This is a genomic window from Massilia oculi (genome assembly GCF_017582745.1).
Classification (GTDB): domain Bacteria; phylum Pseudomonadota; class Gammaproteobacteria; order Burkholderiales; family Burkholderiaceae_D; genus Telluria; species Telluria oculi_A.
This window is the reverse complement of sequence record NZ_JAFVIM010000001.1, coordinates 193,284-212,511: the sequence shown is the minus strand read 5'-3', so window position 1 is coordinate 212,511 and position 19,228 is coordinate 193,284. Positions and strand designations below refer to the sequence as shown.

General features: G+C 66.5%; 17 protein-coding genes, 1 other RNA gene and 1 pseudogene. 9 read left to right on the top strand and 10 right to left on the bottom strand.

The window, feature by feature from the left end; all coding sequences use genetic code 11:
* Positions 1-101 precede the first annotated feature (101 nt).
* Positions 102-599 (bottom strand): Ohr family peroxiredoxin, encoded by a 498-nt coding sequence (locus tag J3U95_RS00955; RefSeq protein WP_229519566.1) that lies wholly within the window; start codon positions 597-599, stop codon positions 102-104.
* 112 nt (positions 600-711) lie between these two features.
* On the bottom strand, positions 712-1,677 hold the full coding sequence (locus tag J3U95_RS00950; protein ID WP_229519587.1) for a LysR family transcriptional regulator: 966 nt from the start codon (positions 1,675-1,677) through the stop codon (positions 712-714).
* Between the two features lie 287 nt (positions 1,678-1,964).
* Here J3U95_RS00950 and J3U95_RS00945 point away from each other — a divergent pair, with 287 nt between their 5' ends.
* Positions 1,965-2,375, top strand: a complete 411-nt coding sequence (locus J3U95_RS00945; RefSeq protein ID WP_208276844.1) for a cupin domain-containing protein — start codon at positions 1,965-1,967, stop codon at positions 2,373-2,375.
* Between the two features lie 53 nt (positions 2,376-2,428).
* Here J3U95_RS00945 and rpoH read toward each other — a convergent pair whose 3' ends face one another.
* From rpoH to J3U95_RS00920, 5 genes are all read right to left on the bottom strand, one after another.
* Positions 2,429-3,319 carry an RNA polymerase sigma factor RpoH gene (gene rpoH / locus J3U95_RS00940; protein WP_005668172.1) on the bottom strand — a complete coding sequence of 297 codons (891 nt, stop codon included), beginning with the start codon at positions 3,317-3,319 and terminating at the stop codon, positions 2,429-2,431.
* A 560-nt stretch (positions 3,320-3,879) separates the two neighbouring features.
* The gene (ftsX, locus tag J3U95_RS00935; RefSeq protein ID WP_208276843.1) at positions 3,880-4,809 is read right to left on the bottom strand and encodes a permease-like cell division protein FtsX; all 930 of its coding nucleotides are present in this window, start codon (positions 4,807-4,809) and stop codon (positions 3,880-3,882) included.
* The gene (locus J3U95_RS00930) at positions 4,806-5,477 is read right to left on the bottom strand and encodes a cell division ATP-binding protein FtsE (protein ID WP_208276842.1); all 672 of its coding nucleotides are present in this window, start codon (positions 5,475-5,477) and stop codon (positions 4,806-4,808) included. The genes ftsX and J3U95_RS00930 overlap by 4 nt, the downstream gene beginning before the upstream one ends.
* A 14-nt stretch (positions 5,478-5,491) precedes the next feature.
* Positions 5,492-6,604, bottom strand: a complete 1,113-nt coding sequence (gene ftsY, locus J3U95_RS00925; protein ID WP_208276841.1) for a signal recognition particle-docking protein FtsY — start codon at positions 6,602-6,604, stop codon at positions 5,492-5,494.
* 107 nt (positions 6,605-6,711) lie between these two features.
* Entirely contained in the window at positions 6,712-8,424 is a 1,713-nt protein-coding gene (locus tag J3U95_RS00920) for a thiamine pyrophosphate-binding protein (RefSeq protein ID WP_208276840.1), read from the bottom strand.
* Between the two features lie 349 nt (positions 8,425-8,773).
* Here J3U95_RS00920 and J3U95_RS00915 point away from each other — a divergent pair, with 349 nt between their 5' ends.
* The 8 genes from J3U95_RS00915 (at position 8,774) to J3U95_RS00880 (ending at position 16,576) form a co-directional block, all read left to right on the top strand.
* Positions 8,774-9,277, top strand: a complete 504-nt coding sequence (locus J3U95_RS00915) for a lysozyme (protein ID WP_208276839.1) — start codon at positions 8,774-8,776, stop codon at positions 9,275-9,277.
* Positions 9,274-9,723 carry a hypothetical protein gene (locus J3U95_RS00910; protein WP_208276838.1) on the top strand — a complete coding sequence of 150 codons (450 nt, stop codon included), beginning with the start codon at positions 9,274-9,276 and terminating at the stop codon, positions 9,721-9,723. Before J3U95_RS00915 ends, J3U95_RS00910 begins: the two co-directional genes overlap by 4 nt.
* Before the next feature lie 35 nt (positions 9,724-9,758).
* Positions 9,759-10,107, top strand: an RNA gene (gene rnpB, locus J3U95_RS00905) — RNase P RNA component class A.
* 101 nt (positions 10,108-10,208) lie between these two features.
* Entirely contained in the window at positions 10,209-11,699 is a 1,491-nt protein-coding gene (glpK, locus tag J3U95_RS00900) for a glycerol kinase GlpK (RefSeq protein ID WP_208276837.1), read from the top strand.
* 172 nt (positions 11,700-11,871) lie between these two features.
* Positions 11,872-12,381: a Csu type fimbrial protein gene (locus J3U95_RS00895; RefSeq protein WP_208276836.1), complete on the top strand. Its 510-nt coding sequence runs from the start codon at positions 11,872-11,874 to the stop codon at positions 12,379-12,381.
* Between the two features lie 11 nt (positions 12,382-12,392).
* Entirely contained in the window at positions 12,393-13,112 is a 720-nt protein-coding gene (locus tag J3U95_RS00890) for a fimbrial biogenesis chaperone (protein WP_208276835.1), read from the top strand.
* A 13-nt stretch (positions 13,113-13,125) separates the two neighbouring features.
* Positions 13,126-15,573 (top strand): fimbria/pilus outer membrane usher protein, encoded by a 2,448-nt coding sequence (locus J3U95_RS00885; protein ID WP_208276834.1) that lies wholly within the window; start codon positions 13,126-13,128, stop codon positions 15,571-15,573.
* Positions 15,566-16,576 carry a Csu type fimbrial protein gene (locus tag J3U95_RS00880; protein ID WP_208276833.1) on the top strand — a complete coding sequence of 337 codons (1,011 nt, stop codon included), beginning with the start codon at positions 15,566-15,568 and terminating at the stop codon, positions 16,574-16,576. The genes J3U95_RS00885 and J3U95_RS00880 overlap by 8 nt, the downstream gene beginning before the upstream one ends.
* 250 nt (positions 16,577-16,826) lie before the next feature.
* On the opposite strand, the pseudogene J3U95_RS00875 reads toward J3U95_RS00880, so the two are convergent.
* The 3 genes and pseudogenes from J3U95_RS00875 to J3U95_RS00865 form a co-directional block, all read right to left on the bottom strand.
* Positions 16,827-17,003: pseudogene (locus J3U95_RS00875) on the bottom strand (ABC transporter permease); the annotation flags it as partial.
* A gap of 205 nt (positions 17,004-17,208) precedes the next feature.
* Positions 17,209-17,976 carry an ABC transporter permease gene (locus J3U95_RS00870; protein WP_208276832.1) on the bottom strand — a complete coding sequence of 256 codons (768 nt, stop codon included), beginning with the start codon at positions 17,974-17,976 and terminating at the stop codon, positions 17,209-17,211.
* A gap of 2 nt (positions 17,977-17,978) precedes the next feature.
* The gene (locus J3U95_RS00865; protein WP_208276831.1) at positions 17,979-19,205 is read right to left on the bottom strand and encodes an ABC transporter substrate-binding protein; all 1,227 of its coding nucleotides are present in this window, start codon (positions 19,203-19,205) and stop codon (positions 17,979-17,981) included.
* Positions 19,206-19,228: the final 23 nt, after the last annotated feature.

The window sequence follows — 19,228 nt, the reverse complement described above, 5'->3', positions numbered from 1 at the left end:
CGTGTGCGACGATTCGCCTCGGTATCGAGTGTAGGAGCGTGCCTGGCGCGGCGGTAGGCCCATCCGGGGCGGCACGCTGGTGCATGCCAGGCACCAATCGTTCAGCGCACCAGCGCCACCACGCACACGATGCCCTGGCGCGCCATCTTGGCGTAAGGGCAGATGCGCTCGGTGTTGCGGATGAGTTCCTCGGCCGTGGCGCGCGGCAGCCGCGGCAGGTCGATGCGGATCTCGGCCATCAGGGTGTACAGGCCGTCGACCGGGTCGCGGCCGAAGGTCACAGCGGCGTCGACGGTCGCGTCCTCGAGGGCGATGCCGGCGCGTGTCGCCAGCAGCTTGAGCGCACCATGGAAGCAGGCGGCGAAACCGGCGGCGAACAGCTGCTCGGGATTGGTGCCGCCACCGGGGCCGCCCAGCGCGGCCGGCAGCCGCAGGGCCAGTTCGAGGTTGCCGTCGTCGGAGCGGGCGATGCCGGACGCGCGTCCGTGCGCCGCCTCGCCGCCGCTCACCCGCACCGTGGTCGAGTACAAGGGGTGGAAATCGTCGCCGACGTATTTGTCGAGCAGGGTGATGGGCGGGGGCGCCAGCCTTTTTTTCAACGCGGTCTCCTGGAATGGTTTTCGGCCAGTGTAGGAAGGCGCGGCGCCGGCTGCTAGCGCCGCGCCGGTCACCGTCATGTATCCCGTCGCGCAACAATCGCGCCGGGCGGCATCAAGCGCTGAAGCTGGTCAGGCAGTGCAGGTCGAGCGCGCGGATGCGCGGGGTGATGTAGTCGATGAAGACCCGGGTACGCAGCGGCAGGTGGTGCCGGCTCAGGTAGCAGATGTAGTGGCCGCGGTCGTCCGGCGCGTGCTGGGACAGGCAGGCTACCAGGCGGCCCGCGCGCAGGTGCTCGCACACCTGGTAGCCGGCCATCTGCGCCAGGCCCGCGCCGTCCAGCACCGCCTGCAGCACCAGCTCGGCGTCGTTGAAGCTGTGGTTCGCCATGGGCAGCAGCGTGCGGCGCCGGCCGTCTTCCTTGAATTCCCATTCGCACACCTGGCCCGAGGGCAGGCGCAGGTTCACGCAGCGGTGCTGCGCCACCTCGTCGATCGTCTGCGGCAGGCCGTGTGCGCTCGCATACGCCGGCGAGGCGCACACCAGCATCTGCATCGGGATCAGCTGACGCGCCACCAGCTGGCTGTCGTCCAGGCGACCATTGCGGAACGACACGTCGATGCGGTCGGCGATGAAGTCGAGCGGGCTGTCGTCGAGGATCAGGTCGAGCCGGATGTCCGGGTAGCCGGCGTGGAAGCCGCGCAGCAGCGGCGCCACGATCTTGCGCCCGAAGTCGCTCGCCGCGTGCAGGCGCAGCTGGCCGCGCGGCACGCCGCAGCGCAGCTCGCGCATCTCTTCCACCGATTGCACGATCCGCTCGACGCCCGGCTTGCAGTTGGCGTAGAACAGTTCGCCCTCGCTGGTGAGCGAGGTGCTGCGGGTGGTGCGCAGGAACAGGCGGGTGTCGAGCTGCGATTCGAGTTTTTGCACGCTGCGGCTGACGGCGGAGCGGCCGATGCCGAGGCGCTCGGCGGCGCGGGCGAACGAGCCTTCGTGGACCACGGCGATGAAGGCGAGCACGCCGGCATAGGTGGTGGAAAAGCTCGAGGCCAGGCCATCCATTTCAGGCGCGGCCGGCATTGTTGTTGGTGGTGGCTGGATGAATTCACCGATCGCGAAGCGTTCGTTCTTCATGGCTTCCTCTCAGTTGCTACTCAGTTGCTCATGTGGCTATCGTCATGGTAGTTGCGTGTGATCCTTTTCGTAAATGACAAATAGCAGCCGAATTCCGCCAAGGCACGGCGTGCGGCGCCTGGCGTGGATTGTTGCGTTTGAGGCAGCAGCATGGGGACTGGCGCACGCCTGTTGCGCCCGGAATGCGCGCCCTACACTGGCTCCATAACCAACCATGTACTGAAGGAGAGACCATGTCACGCCTGAGAAAATTCGCCGGCGCCGCCGGCCTGTTGATGACCCTGCCGCTGGCGGCGCCCGTCTGGGCCGCGGCCCTGGATCCCGTCGTCAACGAGCTGTTCAGCAAGGCGCTGGACGATCATCCCGGCAAGGAGGTCCTGATGATCACCGTCGTCTATCCGCCCGGCGGCGGCGACCCCGTCCATCGCCACGATGCGCATGGCTTCATCTATGTGCTGGAAGGGACGATCGTGATGGGCGTGAAGGGTGGGAAGGAGCAGACGCTGGGGCCGGGCGAAACCTTCTATGAAAACCCGCGCGACCTGCACACGGTGGGCCGTAATGCGAGCAAGACCAAGCCGGCCAGGTTCCTGGTCTTCCTGCTCAAGGACAAGAACAAGCCGTTCTTCATGCCGGTGCATTGAACCGCAAAAAACAAAACCCCGCCGTGGCGGGGTTCGTGAGGGAAAAGGGGGGCTTATACGTAAGCCGCCAGCGCGCCTTTCATCTTCTTGAGCGCGGCCGATTCGATCTGGCGGATGCGCTCGGCCGACACGCTGAACTCTTCGGCCAGCGTATGCAGCGTGGCGCCCGAGCCGTCGTCGTTGGCCAGCCAGCGCGCCTCGATGATGCGGCGCGAACGCGGATCGAGCTTGCCCAGCGCGGTTTCCAGGCCCTCGGACTGCAGGCGGGTGACCTGCTCGGCCTCGAGCACCTTGGTCGGTTCCTGCTGGTCCGACGACAGGTAGGCGATCGGAGAGAACTTGTCGTCTTCGTCATCGGTCGGCGATTCCAGCGCGATGTCGCGGCCCGACAGACGGGTTTCCATCTCGATCACTTCTTCGCGCTTGACGCCCAGCAGCTTGGCGAGGTCGTCGACCTGGCCCGGCGACATCGCGTCCAGGCCGGTCTTGTTGCTGCGCAGGTTGAAGAACAGCTTGCGCTGGGCCTTGGTCGTGGCGACCTTCACCAGACGCCAGTTCTTGAGGATGTATTCATGCATCTCGGCCTTGATCCAGTGCATGGCGTACGACACCAGGCGCACGCCCTGGTTCGGGTCGAAGCGCTTGACCGCCTTCATCAGGCCGATATTGCCTTCCTGGATCAGGTCGGCATGCGGCAGGCCATAGCCCAGGTAGCCGCGCGCGATCGACACCACCAGGCGCAGGTGCGACAGCACCAGCTTTTGCGCCGCGTCGAGATCGTGGTCGTCGCGCAGCCGCTTCGCCAGCGAAACCTCTTCTTCGTGCGTGAGCATCGGCAGGCGGTTGACGGCCGAGATATAGGCGTCGATATTGCCCAGATTGCCGGTGAAACCCAGTCCCAGAGCACGACTGCCGGTCGGAACCAATGCGGATTGTGCGGACATATTCATTTCCCTCGTAGTAATCTTGCTGCATCCTTAATGTGCCATAACTTATTGCCTTGCGGCACCGCTGTTACGGCTTGTTACCCGGATGCGTGACTTGAATTTCGATTGCCTTGGACCATATATTAGCACTCCCCCGAGGTGAGTGCTAGAAGTGGTCACGGCGCTTAAGATTGTTCAAAGTATTGCTCTCAGGAATCGAATTGCCGACGGTTCCACTGTAGAGCAGGTATTGCTTGTCCAGTTGATTCGGCTCAACAGTGAGTCAGGAATGACTGGAATAACGTTAGACACAGCTTACGGCCGCAATGGCACGTATTCTGTTGAATGGCGCACGTAGCCACAGCGCAGCCTGTAGGAATTTTGCGCGTGGAAGCGTAGGGGATGGCAGCTAGGCCGTAGGATTCATTGCGGTGTCATGCGACGTGGTCTTGTCCAGTAATGGGGAAGGCAGCCGCACAGAAGGGCCGCCTTGCCCTGTTACTACAGATGGTGATGCTTATCGGGATTTCAATACCATCTCGACAGCTTTTTTCACTGCAAGTTTGTAGGACCGCCGTTCAACGCTGGCGCGCCAGGTGACGCCGCACCGACAGCAGGGCGCCGACCAGGCCCAGGCCGGCGCTGATCGCCAGCAGGCCGGCGACTTCCAGGCCACCCAGCGGCGTCAGCTGGAAATTCGAGCCGTACAGGCGGGCGAATTCCCCGATCGCGCCGTTGAGCGGGCGCAGGGCCAGGGTCACCGCGCCCAGCGCCACTGCGCCGGCGCACAGGCCGAGCAGCGCGCCGGTATAGAAGAACGGGCGGTGGATGAAATCGTTGGTCGCGCCCAGCAGTTTCGAGACCGAGATTTCTTCTTTCTGGGTCAGCACCTGCAGGCGGATCGTATTGAACACGACCGCGATCACGACAATCCCCAGGGTGGCCGCCAGCAGCAGCAGCGCCAGGCGCAGGATGGCCAGCATCGCGGCCAGGCGCTTGACCCAGCTTGAGTCGACCTGCACCGTCTCCACGCCCGGCAGTTCGCCCAGGCGCTCGGTGATGAGGTCGACCTGGTCGGCGGCGCCGGCGCTGGCGAAGCCGCCCAGCTTCATCACATAGCTGTCAGGCAAGGGGTTGTCGCCCAGGGTTTCCAGCACGTCGCCCAGGCCGCTACGCTCCTTGAGCGAAGCGAGCGCCTGCTCGCGCGGCACGAAGGCGATCTCTGCCCCTTGCCCGCCCTGCGGCGCGACGATCTGGCGGATCCGCGGCGCCAGCGCTTCGGCATCGGCGCGGCTGGCGTCGTCGCGCATGAACAGGCTGATCTCCGGATCGACCGATAATTGCTCGGACAGCGGACGCACATTGTCGAGCAGGGTGATGCCCGCGAACGGCAGGGTCAGCGCAAGCGCGACCACCAGCACGTTGAACAGGAAGCTGCCGGGCGACTTGCGCACCGTCGACAGCGCGGCCCCGAGGGCGAAGCGGTGCTGGCGCAGCCACGGACTCATGCCGCACCTCCGACCAGGTGGCCCTGCTCGAGGCGGATCACCCGCGCGGCACTGTCCAGCACCTGCTCGTCGTGGGTCGAGATGACGCAGGTGACGCCGGCGGCGTGGAAGGCGCGCAGCGCGTCCAGCACCTTGTCGGCCGCCACGCGGTCGAGATTGGCGGTCGGTTCGTCGGCCAGGATGATTTGCGGCCGGTTGACGATCGCGCGCGCGACCGCGACCCGCTGCTGTTCGCCGCCCGACAGTTCGAGCGGCATCGCCCTGGCGCGGTCGAGCAGGCCGACCCGGTCGAGCGCGGCGCGTGCGCGCTGCGCGGCGTCCGCGGTGCGGGCACCCGTCACCAGCAGGGGCAGCATGGTATTGGCCAGGATGTTGCGGTCGTTGAGCAGGCGCTGCTGCTGGAAGATGATCCCGATGTTCCGGCGCAGGAAGGGAATCCCGGCCGGCTTGATGCGGCCGATGTCCTGGCCGTTGACGATCACCTTGCCGCTGCTGGGACGCTCGACCGCCGCCACCATCTTCATGAGGGTCGACTTGCCGGCGCCCGACGGGCCGGCCAGGTAGACCAGTTCGCCCTTGGCGATGTCGAGCGAGACGTCGTGCAGCGCATACGCGCCGCGCGCATCGCCGTGGGTGTACTGTTTGGATACCGACTGGAATGCGATCATGGGTTCCCGTTCCGTCAGCCGAGCAGCGCTTCGACGAATTCTTCGGCGTTGAACGGCTGCAGGTCTTCCAGCTTCTCGCCCACGCCGATGAAGTAGACGGGGATCGGGCGGGTACGCGCGATCGCCGCCAGCACCCCGCCCTTGGCGGTGCCGTCCAGCTTGGTCACGACGAGGCCCGTGAGCTGCAGGGCGTCGTCGAAGGCCTTCACCTGGGCCAGCGCATTCTGGCCGGTATTGCCGTCGATGACGAGCAGGGTCTCGTGCGGCGCGCCGTCCATGCCCTTGCCGATCACGCGCTTGATCTTCTTGAGCTCTTCCATCAGGTGCAGCTGGGTCGGCAGGCGGCCGGCGGTGTCGACCATGACGACGTCGGTGCCGCGCGCCTTGCCCGACTGTACCGCGTCGAAGGCGACGGCGGCCGGATCGCCCGACTGCTGCGAGATCACGGTGACGTTGTTGCGCTGGCCCCAGACCATCAATTGCTCGCGCGCGGCGGCGCGGAAGGTGTCGCCGGCGGCCAGCAGCACCGACTGGTCGAAGCTTTGCATATGCTTGGCCAGCTTGCCGATGGTGGTGGTCTTGCCGGCGCCGTTGACGCCCGAGATCATCATCACCAACGGTTCGTGGCGGCCCAGCTCCAGCGGCTTCTGCAGCGGCAGCAGCAGGTCGATCATCAGCTCCTTGAGCGCGGCCTTGACGGCGGCGGCGTCCAGCAGCTTGTCTTCCTTGACCTTGCGCCGCAGTTCGCCCAGCAGGTGCTCGGTGGCGTCCATGCCGGCATCGGACATCAGCAGCGCCGCCTCGAGTTCCTCGTACAGGTCTTCGTCGATGCGGGCGCCGACGAACAGCAGGGACAGGTTGCTCGAGGTCTTGGACAGGCCGGCCTTCAGGCGCGCCATCCACGAGGTTTTCTTTTCAGCCTCGGTGGTCGGGCGTTCGGCGGTTTCGGGGAACAGGTTGGCGCCTTCGTGCAGGACGCTGGGGACGGCGGCATCGGCGACGACCGGGGCGGGCGCCGGTGCAGGGGCGGGCGCCGGTGCAGATACGGGCGCAGGCGGCGCGGCCGGCACGACCGGTTCCGGCGCCGGTGCATCGGGCGCTTTTTTTCTCTTGAAGAAGCTAAACATAGTGTCTGGTGGCGGGACTGCGTGCGGACGCCGGCGTGGCCGGCGACGAAAAAACTAGCGAATATTTTACCAGAGCAGCAATACGCAACCCGATTGCACACGAGCGTTCAGCTGCCGGCCCTCGCGCTTTCCGCCTGCTTGCGGATCGTCTCCAGCGTGGCGTTCGGCGTGATCAGGTTGCCGTCGTAGCGCAGCTCGATCACGGCCGGCAGTTTCTTTTGCTCGGCGTGGTCGAGCGCGCGGCGCAGGGCCGGCGCGAAATCGGCGGTCTGGTCGACGACTTCCCCATGGCCGCCGTAGGCGCGGGCGAGGGCGGCGAAGTCCGGATTGTGCAGGCCCGTGCCCGACACGCGGCCCGGGTAGGTGCGCTCCTGGTGCATGCGGATGGTGCCGAACATATTGTTGTTGAAGACCAGGATCACGACGCCGGCGCCGTACTGGACGGCGGTGGCCAGTTCCTGGCCCGTCATCATGAATTCGCCGTCGCCGGCGAAGGTGACCACGGCGCGCTCCGGCCACACGATCTTGGCGGCCACGCCGGCCGGCACGGCGTAACCCATCGCGCCATTGGTCGGCGCCAGCTGGGTGCGCATGCCGCCGTAGCGATAGAAGCGGTGGGCCCACGAGGCGTAGTTGCCGGCGCCGTTGGTGACGATGGCGTCGTGCGGGAGCTGGTCCATCAAGTCCTGCACCACCTGCCACAGGTCGAGCGGCACGCCTTCCTTGAGCAGCGCGGGCTGCGCCTGCCAGGCGGCCAGTTCAGCCTTTGCCTCGGCCACGCTGTCTTGCCAGGCAGTGGCGTCGACCGGCTCCATCGCGGCCAGCATGGCGCAGGCTTGCGGCATGCCGCTGGCGATCATCAGTTCGGCCTGGTAGACGCTGCCCAGCTCTTCCGGATCGGGGTGGATGTGGACCAGGCGCTGGCGCGGCACCGGTGAATCGAGCAGCGTGTAGCCGCCGGTCGTCATCTCGCCAAGGCGCGGGCCGATGGCGATCACCAGGTCGGCCTCTTTGACGCGCGCGGCGAGTTTCGGGTTGATGCCGATGCCGACGTCGCCGACGTAGTTCGGGTGCGCGTTGTCGAGCAGGTCCTGGAAGCGGAAGGTGCAGCCCACCGGCAAGCGGTTGGCTTCGGCGAAGCGGGCCAGGTCGGCGCAGGCCTGCGCGTTCCAGGTGCCGCCGCCCAGCAGCACGAGCGGTCGTTGGGCTTCTTGCAGCATCGCGCGCAGGCGGGCGATCTGCTCGACTGACGGCGCGCCGTGCGAGGGCTGGTAGGGGCGGGTGTCGGCGACTGCCGCCGTCGAGACCAGCATGTCTTCCGGCAGCGCCAGCACCACCGGGCCGGGGCGGCCGCTGGTGGCCACCTGGAAGGCGCGCGCCATGTATTCGGGGATGCGGTCGGCGCGATCGATCTGGGCCACCCATTTCGCCATCTGGCCATACATGCGGCGGTAGTCGATTTCCTGGAAGGCTTCGCGGTCGACGAAGTCGTTGCCGACCTGGCCGATGAACAGGATCATCGGCGTGGAGTCCTGGAACGCGGTGTGCACGCCGATCGAGGCATTGGTGGCGCCGGGACCGCGGGTGACGAAGCAGATGCCGGGTTTACCGGTCATCTTGCCGTAGGCCTCGGCCATGAATGCCGCGCCCCCTTCCTGGCGGTTGATCACGAAGCGGATGTTCGAGTCGTGCAGCGCATCGAGCACGTCCAGGTAGCTTTCGCCAGGGACACCGAAGGCGGTGTCGACGCCGTGGACGTGGAGCGCATCGACCAGGAGCTGGCCGCCGGTGCGGGAAGCGTGCAGGGAAGGGGAGGGCATGGGGTGTGTCATCCTTGTCAAAGAGGCTTTCCGGGCATTCTAGGCGAGCGGCCTGGGAACGGCTTTTGAAATGGCGACATCAAATTACAGAAATGGAAAGCTGGGCTTTTCCGTGGCAGCGGATCGCGCGAGAGGGTGCGGATCCCCGCGGTGCCTTTGTCGGGATCAGCGTCGCCGTGATATGGGCCAGACTATCGTTGGTTCATATTGCTAGGTCTTGGATGAGTTTGGAAGGATTCGACGACTTTTTGACCTTGCCTAAGTTCTGACTCCCTTGATCAGGGAACAATGCCCCTCGGCTGCCTGCGGTAGAGCTGGTCGTCAGGAAGGATCATACGTGGAGGATGGCATGTTCATGAGTTCCATAGGCAGACGGCGCTTGCAGGAGCGCGAGAAGAAAATCATGGCTTACTACGATGATATGGGTCCAGGAAAAGGTAACTGCACAGTAGGTTATGGCTCACTGGTTCGCAGGAGTCCATGTACACCGGAAGAGCTCAAGACGCCGGTGACAGAAGCGCACGTGCAGCAATTGTTCATGGCCGATCTCGCAGATGCCGAGCGTGCCGTGCGCCGCAATGTCACCGTAACGGTGAATCAAGCACAGTTCGATGCCTTGGTAAGCTATACCTTCAACCGTGGTGCTACAGGAGCGCGACCAGTTTTCAAGCTGGTCAACGGTGGCGACTTCCACGCTGCGGGGATGGAGATGCGGAAGAGCACAATGGTCAAGGTCAGGAAGAACGGCAAGCTCGTACTCGTGAACGCCAGGGGGCTGGTTGATCGTCGCAAGGAGGAAAGCGAACCTTTCATGGCCGCGCCAATTCAGCCGACCGTGAGGGCTTCAAGATGAGCGCCATCGGCATTCGATCGACCGCGGCTTTCCTCCTGCTCGTTTGTCTGGGCTGGGGATTGGCAAGCGCACAAGACATCAATACCGATATCTACGGAGACTGGAAAATCTCTCGCGACCTGACTCCTGAAGGCGCGATTACCTCGAAGAGTCCCCAACAGATCCGTGCTGCCATCGGAAAAAAAGCCTCCATTCGTCCAGACAGCTTTGCGTTCAATGGCGAAGACTGCAGCAATCCTGCATATGTTCGCAGTACAGACGACACGCTCCAATACCCCCACCGGGAGTGGCGGATAAACGCTGCGACCTTGCCTTTGGGGTCGAAAGTTACCATTGTCGAGGTCGGATGCAGCTTCCACGTGATCTATCCGATCGACCGTCGCCGCCTGCTCATAGCCGAAGACGGCATATTCTTTGAGGCAATCCGCGTCGGCAAACCGAAGTAGGTTCGCACCGCGCGATCGGGTACAATGACGCCCGTGAAGCAGGCCAGACAGTCGCTGGTCCACGCCGCAAGGTCGTGGACGGGAGGAAGGTCCGGACTCCACAGAGCGGGGTGACGGTTAACGGCCGTCCGCTGAAAGCCGTCTGGCGCAAGCCAGCGGTATAAGGCGAGGAATAGGGCCACAGAGACGAGCGTATTAAGTTACGGTGAAACGCGGTAACCTCCACCTGGAGCAATTCCAAATAGGCACGCGTTGATGTTGCTCGCGGAGCGTGCGGGTAGGAAGCTTGAGCGCTGGAGTAATTCAGCGCCTAGAGGAATGGCTGTCCATGCGCCGCCGCAAGGTGGCGTTACACAGAATCCGGCCTATCGGCCTGCTTTACTTATAATTCCCGAGGCACGTGATCCACGCGCCTTGTCGACGGTCGTCCCGGACCGCTTTGCCCTGGCGTGTCGCGTCGGCCGCCGCAGAGACCGGAGACGCCCTTGACCCAATACATCCTCGCCCTCGACCAGGGCACGACCAGCTCGCGCGCCATCCTGTTCGACCGCGCCGGCCTGCCGGTGGCCAGCTGTCAAAGAGAGTACCCCCAATATTTTCCCCAGCCCGGCTGGGTCGAGCACGACCCGCTCGACATCTGGCACAGCCAGCTCGCCTGCGCGCGCGAAGCGCTGGCGCAAGGCGGCGTCCAGGCCGCCCAAGTCGCCGCGATCGGCATCGCCAACCAGCGCGAGACCACCCTCTTGTGGGACCGCGCCACCGGCGAACCGGTGGCCAGAGCCATCGTGTGGCAGGACCGGCGTACCGCCGGCGTGTGCGACCGCCTGCTTGACGCGGGCAAGGCCGCCTTCATCCAGGAACGCTCGGGCCTCGAACTCGATGCCTATTTCGCCGCCACCAAACTGCAATGGCTGCTCGACCACGTCCCCGGCGCGCGCAGCCGGGCCGATCGGGGCGAGCTGGCCTTCGGCACGGTCGACAGCTGGCTGGTTTATCGCCTGTGCGGCCGCCACGTCACCGATACCAGCAATGCCGCGCGCACGATGCTGTTCAATATCCACACGCTGGCCTGGGACGAGGACTTGCTGGCGCTGTTCGACATCCCGCGCGCGCTGCTGCCCGAGGTCGTTCCCAGCGCCGGCATCGTCGGGCTGGCGGCCGAGGAATGGTTCGGCCATGCGATCCCGATCGCCGGCATCGCCGGCGACCAGCAGGCCGCCACCTTCGGGCAAGCCTGTCACCGCAAGGGACTGGTCAAGAATACCTACGGCACCGGCTGCTTCATGCTGATGCATGCCGGTGACTCCGCGCCGGTGTCGCGCAACCGCCTGCTGGCGACGGTCGGCTGGACGGTAGCGGGCCGCACCGACTACCTGCTCGAGGGCAGCGTCTTCATGGGCGGCGCCACCGTGCAATGGCTGCGCGACGGCCTGGGCATCATCCGACACTCGCATGAGGTGGAGGCCCTCGCCACCAGCGTGCCCGACAGTGGCGGCGTGATGCTGGTGCCGGCCTTCACCGGCCTCGGCGCGCCGCACTGGGATCCGTATGCCCGCGGCACCATACTCGGCATGACGCGCGGCACGGGCGCCGCCCATATCGCGCGCGCCGCGGTCGAGGCCATCGCCTACCAGAGCGCCGAGCTGCTGGCGGCCATGCAGAAGGACGCCGCCTGCGCCGTCACCGAGCTGCGCGCCGACGGCGGCGCCGCCCGCAACGACTTGCTGATGCAGTTCCAGGCCGACCTGCTCGGCGTCGAGGTGGTGCGCCCGCGCGTCACCGAGACCACGGCCCTGGGCGCCGCCTACCTGGCCGGCCTGGCCTGCGGCTACTGGGAATCGCTGGAGGCGATCGAGGCGCAGTGGCAGGTCGAACGCCGCTACGAACCGGCGATGGACGCCGGCCGCCGCGCCGAACTGCTGGCGCGCTGGGGGCGGGCGGTCGCCCATGCGCGTTCCTGGGCCGCGCCGGAATGAGGTCGTTTGTAGCAATTTCACCACACTGTTGCGTAAAACCAGCAAAATTGAAATAGTCAGCAAAAGTGATGAAAAGCATTTGATTCCGTGCGGAAACGATGTATCATATTTTCCGAGTTGAGCAATTCTGTGTGCGTCATGGTGATCGCATCCTCAACGACTGGAGAAAAAAATGATGTCGACCTCGAACCGTAACCGCGTATTGGCTGCTGTCCTGGCTGCCGTCATGCCTTTCACCGGCAGCGCCGCTTTCGCCGCCACCAAGACCGCGACCTTCGACGTGACGATGCGCGTCGTTGCCGACTGCACGATCGCCGCCACCGGCATCGATTTCGGCCAGTCGGGCGTCATCACCGCGGCGATCTCGGGCCAGTCGAACATCAATGTGACATGCACCAACACTACGCCTTACAATGTCGGTCTGGATGCCGGCACCGGCGTCGGCTCGACCGGTACTACCCGTTTCCTGAACGGCAGCGGCGCGAACACCGACACCGTGAAGGTCAACCTGTACCGCGCGCCGGGTTCCGGCCTCTGGGGCAATACCCAGGGCACCGACACCCTGGCCGGCACCGGCAACGGCAATGCCCAGAGCCTGACCGTGTACGGCGAAATCCCGGTGCAGAAATCGCCGACCCCGGACAGCTATAAATCGACCATCACTGCGACCATCTACTTCTGATCGGAGCCTGCATGCGGAGTATTCGCTGCGCCGCATTCGCGGCGGCCCTGTTGAGCGCTACCCTGGCGCATGGCGCCAACCTGCAGATCTCTCCCGTCTCGATCAGCTTCCAGCCGGGACAGAACTCGGCCGGGATCCAGTTGCAGAACAACGGCGATACGCCCTTGCACGGCCAGGTGCGCGTGTACGCGTGGGACCAGCGCGACGGCGTCGATGACCTGACCCCGACTACCCAGCTGGTGGCCAGTCCGCCGATCATCGAGATCGCCGCCAACAGTACCCAGACCATCCGCCTGGTGCGCCGCCCCGGCGCGAGCTCGGGCGGGGCCGAGCAGACCTACCGCATCCTGATCGACGAACTGCCGCGCGGCGACAGCCCGCAGAGCAACGTCGCGATCCGCCTCCAGTACTCGGTGCCGGCCTTCGTGTTGCCGGCCGACACCCAGGCCGCGCCAGCCCTCGAATGGAGCACCTTCCAGCGCGCCGGCGCCTGGCATCTGCGCGCCCGCAACAGCGGCGCCCTGCATGCCCAGATCGGCGCCACCAGCGTGCGCGTGGGCGAACGCACCGTCGAACTGAGCAAGGGCCTGCTGGGCTATGCCTTGCCCGGCCGCGCGCGCGAATGGCAGCTGCCGCCCGAAGTGGCCGGCGCCATGCCGGCGCCGCTGGCGATCCAGGCCACCGTGAATACCCGGTCGCAGTCCGCCAGCGCCGCCGTCGCGCGGGACTGACGCCCGTGCCGCGATGCTGACCGGCCGCCTGCCATGGCGGGTGCGGCCACCGGCTTGCCTGCCGGCGGGAGCGCTGATCCTTGGCCTGGCCCTGAATCCGATCGCCGCCGCCGTCGCCCAGACCGCGGCGGTGTCCGCATCTGCCGTCCCCTCCGCATCGCCATCGACCGCCGCTCCCGCCGCGCAGCCGGTCGAGCTGTTCCTCGAAGCGAGCATCGACGGCCAGCCCACGGGCCTCCTCGTCTCCGTGTTCCAGCAGGGCGCGAGCCTGCGCATGACGGTCGATACCCTGCGCGAACTGGGACTGGACCCGGCGCGCTTCGGCGTGGCCGGGCGCAGCGACTTTTCGCTCGACGAGGTGCGGGGCCTGCGCTGGGCCTACGATCCGGCGGCCCAGACCTTGGCCCTGACCCTGGTCGACACCCTGCGCGAGCGGCGCGTGCTGAGCGCGCACACGGTGCGTCCGGCCGGCGAGGCCCAGGCCAGCCGCGGCATGCTGCTCAACTACAACCTGTTCGGCCAGAGCACCGGCCGCTCGCTGGCCGGCACCCTCGACCTGCGCTACTTCGATCAACACGGTTCACTGAACAGCACCGGCGCCGCGGTCGTGCGCGGCGCCGGGCGCGGCTACACCCGTTACGACACCAGCTGGGTGCAATCGTCGCAGGACAAGCTGTCGACCTGGCAGGTGGGCGACACGGTCGCGCCGTCGCTTTCCTGGACCCGCGCCATGCGCCTGGGCGGCATCGAGTGGCGCCGCAACTTCGAGCTGCGGCCCGACCTGGTCACCTATCCGGTGGCCTCGGTGGCCGGCTCCGCCGTGGTGCCCAGCAGTGTCGACCTGTACGTGAACGGCGTGCGCCAGTTCAGCGCCGACGTGCCGACCGGTCCTTTCGTGGTCGACCAGGTCGCCGGCCTGAACGGCGCCGGCCAGGCCACCGTGATCACGCGCGACGCCCTCGGGCGCCAGGTCGCCACCACCTTGCCGCTGTACGTCGACACCCGGCTGCTGGCGCGCGGCCTGTCCGATTTCGCCGTCTCGGCCGGCGCGCTGCGGCGCGACTACGGCGTGGATTCGTTCAGCTACGGCGGCCCGGCGGCGATCGGCTCCTGGCGCCACGGCTGGAGCGATACCCTGACGCTCGAGGCGCATGCCGAAGCCGGGCGCGGCCTGGTGCAGGCCGGCGGCGGCGTGCTCAAGCGCATCGAGGGCGCCGGCGTCGCCAGCGCCGCCCTGGCCGCCAGCAGTGGCCGCCATCGCGGCTGGCAGGCCAGCCTCGGCTACCAGTACGTGGCGCCGCGCTTCGCCTTCGACTGGCAATCGGTGCGCGCCAGCGCCGGCTATGGCGACCTGGGCGTGCTCGAAGGTGTGCCGGTGGCGCGCGCCACCGACCGCGCCAGCCTGGCCACGACCTGGCGCGGCAACAGCCTGAGCATCAACCTGATCCAGCTGCGCATGCCCAGGCAGGTCGGCCTGGGCCCGGTCACCGATCCGCTCGGTCCGATCGGCGCGCCGGAAGACACGCCGCCCGTCACGCGCACCGTGTCGCTGGGCTGGTCGCGCAGCGTCGGCCAGCGCGGCTACCTGAGCGTCGGCGCCTTCCAGGACCTGGAGCGGCGCGCCGAGCGCGGCATCACCGCCACCTTCAGCATGGCCTTCGATTCGCGCGTCTCGTTCAACAGCAACGGCGGACGCCAGCGCGGAGAAAAGGTGGGCGCGGTGTCGCTGTCGCGCGCGCCCGATTTCGAGGGCGGCCTGGGCTGGGCGCTGCAGGCCGGCACGGCCGGCGCGCAGCGCTACGACCAGGCCCAGGTCCAGTACCTCGGCTCGCATGGCCGCGCCGCGATCTCGACCCAGCGCGTGGGCGGCAACCGCAACACCAGCATGGACTTCAGCGGCGCGCTGGTGGCGATGGACGGCGCCGTGGTCGCGGCGCGCCAGGTCGGACGCGGCTTCGCCCTGGTCTCGGCCGGCGCGCCGGACCTGCCGGTGCTGCAGGACAACCGCCTGATCGGCCGCACCGACGGCAACGGCCGGCTGCTGGTGCCGGAACTGCAGCCCTATGCCGCCAACCGGATCTCGATCGATCCGTCGTCGCTGCCGCCGGATACCCGGGTCAGCGAAAGCAATCTGGACGTGGTGCCGCGCCAGTATGCCGGCGTGGTCGCGCGCTTCGAGATCGAGCGCTATGCGGCCGCGACCCTGATGCTGGTGCGAGCGGACGGCAAGGCGCCCGAAGTCGGCACCCGGGCGCGGCTGGAAGGCAGTGCGCAGGACGCCATGGTCGGTTACGATGGGGTGCTGTTCGTCGAGGGATTGAAGGAAAACAACCGCGTGCTGGTCGGCGCCGGCAAGGATGCCTGCGAGGTGCGTTTTGTCTACCGCGCGGTGGCGGGCGAGCTGCCGACGATCGGACCGCTGCAGTGCCGCCCCGTGCCAGGAGGGAGTGAAAATGAATGAAACGATGATGGCTTTGCGTGCACGCCTGTTGCGGCTGGCGCTGGCGTTCGCCGCGCTGTGGCTGCTGGCCATTCCCGGCGCCCGCGCCGACAACTGCACCGCCACCATGACCGACATCGACTTCGGCGTGATCAGCCCGCTGGCGAACACCGATTACACGGCGCGCGGCACGCTGACCGTGACCTGCTACTGGACCCTGGGGCAGTCGCCGCTGCTGCTGCCGGCCGCCAACGTCTGCGTCAACCTGGGACCGGGCAGCGGCGGCGGCACCGGCGACCCGCGCTATATGCTCAATGCCGGCCGCCGCCTGGGCTTCAACCTGTACGGCGACCCATCCTATACCGCGACCGGGCTGTGGGGCAGCAATACCAGCACCATCGGCGCCAAGCCGATCACCGGCACGCTGGTCGGCCTGCTGGGCCTGGGCGGGGTGACGCAGAGCGTGACGATCTATGGCCGCATCCCCGCGTCCGCCCTGGCCGGCGTGGGCACGACCGGCAACGTCGACACCCTGTACACGGCCAGCTTCGCCGGCCACGGCACGCTGCAGTACGTGTTCGGCGCCGACAAGTCATGCACCGCCGGCGTCACCGAAGCCTTCTCGTTCCAGGCGCGAGCCACCGTCACCAACAACTGCCTGATCGGCACCAGCAACCTGACCTTCGGTTCCGGCAGCCCGCTGGCCGAGATGCGCGCCAGCGCGCCGCTGAGCGTCACCTGCACTGCCGGCAACGCCTACCAGATCTCGCTCAACGGCGGCCAGTCGGGCAATCCGGCCGCGCGCACCATGAAGAACAGCGTGACCGGCGAGACGATGGGTTACCGGATCTCGTCCACGCTGAACGGCACGGTCTGGGGCGACGGGACCGGCGGCACCACGGTGTACGGCGGCACCGGCAGCGGCGCCGCGCAGAACGTCATGATGTACGGCCTGGTGCCGCGCCAGCGCGCGCCGACGCCGGGGGATTACCGCGATACGGTCACGGTGCTGCTGACGTTCTGAGCGGGCAAAAAAATCCCCGCGCATGGCGGGGAAAGGCAGTCGTTCAACGCAGCGGATCGCAGAGCTGGGGTCACGCAGAGCTGGGGTCAGGTCTGACATTTAGACACGCGCAGAGCTGGGGTCAGGTCTGACATTTAGACACGAGCTCAGCCTTCAAGAGCGTTTTGTTGTCGAGGCCGTGTCTGAATGTCAGACCTGACCCCGGTGTTGCACAAAAAAAATCCCCGCGCAAGGCGGGGAAAGGCATTGCTCAGCGCAGCGGATCGGACGGCCTTGAGTGCAGCCAGCGCGCGTGCACGAAGCGCGCCGCGTAGTCGAGCGCGTAACCCAGCAGGCCGATCAGGATGATGGCGGCCGTCAGTTCCGAATACGCCAGGCGGTCGCGCGTATCGAGGATGAAGTAACCGAGGCCGGCGGACACGCAGAGCTGGGGTCAGGTCTGACATTTAGACACGAGCTCAGCCTTCAAGAGCGGTTTGTTGTCGAGGCCGCGCAGAGCTGGGGTCAGGTCTGACATTTAGACACGAGCTCAGCCTCCAAGAGCGGTTTGTTGTCGAGGCCGTGTCTGAATGTCAGACCTGACCCCGGTGTTGCACAAAAAAATCCCCGCGCAAGGCGGGGAAGGGCATTGCTCAGCGCAGCGGATCGGACGGCCTTGAGTGCAGCCAGCGCGCGTGCACGAAGCGCGCCGCATAGTCGAGCGCATAACCGAGCAGGCCGATCAGGATGATGGCGGCCGTCAGTTCCGAATACGCCAGGCGGTCGCGCGTATCGAGGATGAAGTAACCCAGGCCGGCCGACACGCCCAGCATCTCGGCCGGCACCAGCACGATCCAGATGATGCCGATCGCGAGGCGCACGCCGGTCAGGATCTGCGCCGTGATCCCCGGCAGCACCAGGCGCCAGATCACTTCCCATTTGGTGGCCGACAGCGAGCGCGCCAGCAGCATCCAGTTGGGGTCGAGCTGGGCCACGCCGGCGGCGGTGCTGAGCATCAGCGGCCATACGGCGGCGAAGGCCAGCAAAAAGTAGACTGGCGCGTCGCCGACGCCCAGCACCATCACCGCCAGCGGCATCCACGACAGCGGCGAGACCATGCGCAGCAGCTGGAACAGCGGCGTGCTGGCCTGGCTGAAGGCCTTCGACATGCCGACCAGGATCCCGAGCGGCACGCCGAACAGGATCGCGAAGCCCAGGCCCACGGCCACGCGCTTGAGGCTGGTGGCCACGTGCACCCAGATGTCCGGCCCCAGCACCATCACGCGCAAGGCCTCGAAGGTCTCCATCGGCGCGAACATCGCCGCGATCGGCGTGCTCTCTTCGAGTCCCTTGGCGCCCCAGGCCCACAGCAGCAGCGCGATCGCAAAGCCGGCGACCGGCCACAAGAAACGTCCCAGCATGATCAGACCGCGATCGTCTCGGTGCGCAGCAGGTTGGCCGGCAGGCCGAACTTGGCGGGGCCGCCCACGGCCTGGATCGACTTGCGCACGAAGCGGTCGTCGACCAGGTCTTTCGCCACGAACTTCGGATCGAGCTTGGCCAGGAAGCCGGTGTCGCCCTCGACCTTGGTCTGGCCAATGGCGCGCACCAGCTCCTCGGTGTACGAGGCGAACGGGAACGGCTGGAAGTCGATGCGGCGCTGCTGCCAGGCCGGATGGGCCACGATGCGGCGCTTCTCGTAGTCCGAGTAATCGGTGGTGGCCAGCACCTTGGTCAGCGCCTGCAGATTGTGCGGGGTGTACTTGTTGGGGCCGGTCGCGGCCAGCAGCTTGGCCGTCTCGACCTGGTTCGAACGCGACCACAGCTGGGCGCCCACGATGGCATTGGTCACGCGCTGAGACCATTCCGGCTTGTCGTTCAGGTCGCGCTCGGCCAGGAAGGTCACGCAGCAGGCGTGGTTTTTCCAGACGTCGCCCGAGAAGCGCAGCACCTTGCCGATCTTCGCATTCTCGGCCACCGCATTGAACGGCTCGGCCACGATATAGCCGGCGATCGACTTGGTCGCCAGCGCAGAGACCATCTCGGACGGCGCCAGCACAATAAGGTTAACTTCATTGGGCTTGAGCGCGGCGCCGCGCGCGCGGGTGACCACGCTCAGCTTGTTGGCGGTCAGGATCTTCTGCAGCAGGATATTGTGGATCGAGTACCAGAACGGGATCGCGATCGTCTTGCCGCCCAGGTCGGCCACCGAGTTGATCTCGTTCTGCACCGTGAGGGCGGAACCGTTGATGTGGTTCCAGGCCACCACCTTGGCCGGGAATTTCGAACCGTAGCGCACCCACAGGGTCGCCGGCGACAGCATGTGGATCACGTTGACCTGGCCGGCCACGAAAGCCTCGATGATCTGGGCCCAGCTGCGGAACAGGCGCGGCGTCTCGACCTTCAGGCCCTGCTGCTCGAACAGCTTGCGGCCGTGCGCCACCAGCAGCGGCGCGGCGTCGGTGATCGGCAGGTAGCCGATCTTGACCGGCTGGTCGTCACCCTTGAAATTCTGCGCCATCGCGTCGCCCGCGAACAGCAGCGGCGATGCGGCCGCGGCGCCGGTCAGCGCCGACATGCGCAGGAAGTCGCGCCGGGTCATGCCGCAATCGCAGTCGGAAGAAGCGCAGATGTGGATCGGGTCGTTCATGGGTTTTCCTTGTTGTTCGTGTT

Bases quoted from the DNA above. Each gene is read 5' to 3' on its own strand.
- ftsY (WP_208276841.1), bottom strand. From the start codon at position 6,604: ATGTTTAGCTTCTTCAAGAGAAAAAAAGCGCCCGATGCACCGGCGCCG.
- J3U95_RS00945 (WP_208276844.1), top strand. From the start codon at position 1,965: ATGTCACGCCTGAGAAAATTCGCCGGCGCCGCCGGCCTGTTGATGACC.
- J3U95_RS00890 (WP_208276835.1), top strand. From the start codon at position 12,393: ATGCGGAGTATTCGCTGCGCCGCATTCGCGGCGGCCCTGTTGAGCGCT.
- J3U95_RS00950 (WP_229519587.1), bottom strand. From the start codon at position 1,677: ATGCCGGCCGCGCCTGAAATGGATGGCCTGGCCTCGAGCTTTTCCACC.
- J3U95_RS00870 (WP_208276832.1), bottom strand. From the start codon at position 17,976: ATGCTGGGACGTTTCTTGTGGCCGGTCGCCGGCTTTGCGATCGCGCTG.
- ftsX (WP_208276843.1), bottom strand. From the start codon at position 4,809: ATGAGTCCGTGGCTGCGCCAGCACCGCTTCGCCCTCGGGGCCGCGCTG.
- J3U95_RS00885 (WP_208276834.1), top strand. From the start codon at position 13,126: ATGCTGACCGGCCGCCTGCCATGGCGGGTGCGGCCACCGGCTTGCCTG.
- J3U95_RS00880 (WP_208276833.1), top strand. From the start codon at position 15,566: ATGAATGAAACGATGATGGCTTTGCGTGCACGCCTGTTGCGGCTGGCG.
- J3U95_RS00865 (WP_208276831.1), bottom strand. From the start codon at position 19,205: ATGAACGACCCGATCCACATCTGCGCTTCTTCCGACTGCGATTGCGGC.
- J3U95_RS00910 (WP_208276838.1), top strand. From the start codon at position 9,274: ATGAGCGCCATCGGCATTCGATCGACCGCGGCTTTCCTCCTGCTCGTT.
- J3U95_RS00930 (WP_208276842.1), bottom strand. From the start codon at position 5,477: ATGATCGCATTCCAGTCGGTATCCAAACAGTACACCCACGGCGATGCG.
- J3U95_RS00920 (WP_208276840.1), bottom strand. From the start codon at position 8,424: ATGCCCTCCCCTTCCCTGCACGCTTCCCGCACCGGCGGCCAGCTCCTG.
- rpoH (WP_005668172.1), bottom strand. From the start codon at position 3,319: ATGTCCGCACAATCCGCATTGGTTCCGACCGGCAGTCGTGCTCTGGGA.
- J3U95_RS00895 (WP_208276836.1), top strand. From the start codon at position 11,872: ATGATGTCGACCTCGAACCGTAACCGCGTATTGGCTGCTGTCCTGGCT.
- J3U95_RS00915 (WP_208276839.1), top strand. From the start codon at position 8,774: ATGTTCATGAGTTCCATAGGCAGACGGCGCTTGCAGGAGCGCGAGAAG.